5 tRNA genes and 2 rRNA genes are annotated in these 1,355 nt (G+C 51.5%); all 7 read left to right on the top strand.

Going from position 1 to position 1,355, the window contains the following annotated elements:
• Positions 1-612 (top strand): 23S ribosomal RNA (locus ADH99_RS03015); the annotation flags it as partial.
• A gap of 78 nt (positions 613-690) precedes the next feature.
• Positions 691-806: ribosomal RNA gene (gene rrf, locus ADH99_RS03010) — 5S ribosomal RNA — on the top strand.
• An 11-nt stretch (positions 807-817) separates the two neighbouring features.
• Positions 818-891: transfer RNA gene (locus tag ADH99_RS03005), tRNA-Asn, on the top strand.
• A 27-nt stretch (positions 892-918) separates the two neighbouring features.
• Positions 919-1,008 (top strand) — tRNA-Ser (locus ADH99_RS03000).
• A gap of 25 nt (positions 1,009-1,033) precedes the next feature.
• Positions 1,034-1,105, top strand: a tRNA-Glu gene (locus tag ADH99_RS02995).
• Positions 1,106-1,117: 12 nt separating this feature from the next.
• Positions 1,118-1,207: transfer RNA gene (locus tag ADH99_RS02990), tRNA-Ser, on the top strand.
• Between the two features lie 9 nt (positions 1,208-1,216).
• A tRNA-Met gene (locus ADH99_RS02985) sits at positions 1,217-1,289 on the top strand.
• Positions 1,290-1,355: the final 66 nt, after the last annotated feature.

Genomic DNA, 1,355 nt, shown 5'->3' with positions numbered 1-1,355 from the left:
GGTTCCCTCAGAATGGTTGGAAATCATTCGAAGAGTGTAAAGGCAGAAGGGAGCTTGACTGCGAGACCTACAAGTCGAGCAGGGACGAAAGTCGGGCTTAGTGATCCGGTGGTTCCGCATGGAAGGGCCATCGCTCAACGGATAAAAGCTACCCTGGGGATAACAGGCTTATCTCCCCCAAGAGTTCACATCGACGGGGAGGTTTGGCACCTCGATGTCGGCTCATCGCATCCTGGGGCTGAAGTCGGTCCCAAGGGTTGGGCTGTTCGCCCATTAAAGCGGTACGCGAGCTGGGTTCAGAACGTCGTGAGACAGTTCGGTCCCTATCCGTCGCGGGCGTTGGAAATTTGAGAGGAGCTGTCCTTAGTACGAGAGGACCGGGATGGACACACCGCTGGTGTACCAGTTGTTCTGCCAAGAGCATCGCTGGGTAGCTATGTGTGGACGGGATAAACGCTGAAAGCATCTAAGCGTGAAGCCCCCCTCGAGATGAGATTTCCCATCACATTAAGTGAGTAAGACCCCTGAGAGACGATCAGGTAGATAGGCTAGAAGTGGAAGTGCCGCGAGGCATGGAGCGGACTAGTACTAATCGGTCGAGGACTTAACCACGAGTTGTATAGCTGGTAGATTGATGGAGTTGGATATAGATTCAGTTTTGAAAGAACGAAAGTTTTTTCAGAAATAAAGTGTGGTGACGATGGCAAGAAGGATACACCTGTTCCCATCTCGAACACAGAAGTTAAGCTTCTTAGCGCCGATAGTAGTTGGGGGTTTCTCCCTGCGAGGGTAGGACGTTGCCACGCTTTGTTAATTTTCCGCCATAGCTCAGTTGGTAGTAGCGCATGACTGTTAATCATGATGTCGTAGGTTCGAGTCCTACTGGCGGAGTTCATTCATATAAATGTTTGGAAACTCGGAGAGTTGTCCGAGCTGGCCGAAGGAGCACGATTGGAAATCGTGTAGACGGTTAACCCTGTCTCAAGGGTTCGAATCCCTTACTCTCCATTTGTATGATTGTTTTTGTTACTATGGCCCGTTGGTCAAGCGGTTAAGACACCGCCCTTTCACGGCGGTAACACGGGTTCGAGTCCCGTACGGGTCATTATTTTTTTATGGAGGATTACCCAAGTCCGGCTGAAGGGAACGGTCTTGAAAACCGTCAGGCGTGTAAAAGCGTGCAAGGGTTCGAATCCCTTATCCTCCTTAATATTATCGCGGGGTGGAGCAGTTGGCAGCTCGTCGGGCTCATAACCCGAAGGTCGTAGGTTCGAGTCCTACTCCCGCAATTAGGTTCCGTGGTGTAGGGGTTAACATGCCTGCCTGTCACGCAGGAGATCGCGGGTTCGATTCCC

It is taken from the genome of Granulicatella sp. 572.rep1_STHE (assembly GCF_001073445.1).
Taxonomy (GTDB): domain Bacteria; phylum Bacillota; class Bacilli; order Lactobacillales; family Aerococcaceae; genus Granulicatella; species Granulicatella adiacens.
Note: the sequence above shows the minus strand (reverse complement) of the source record. Positions and strands in the feature narration are given on the sequence as shown.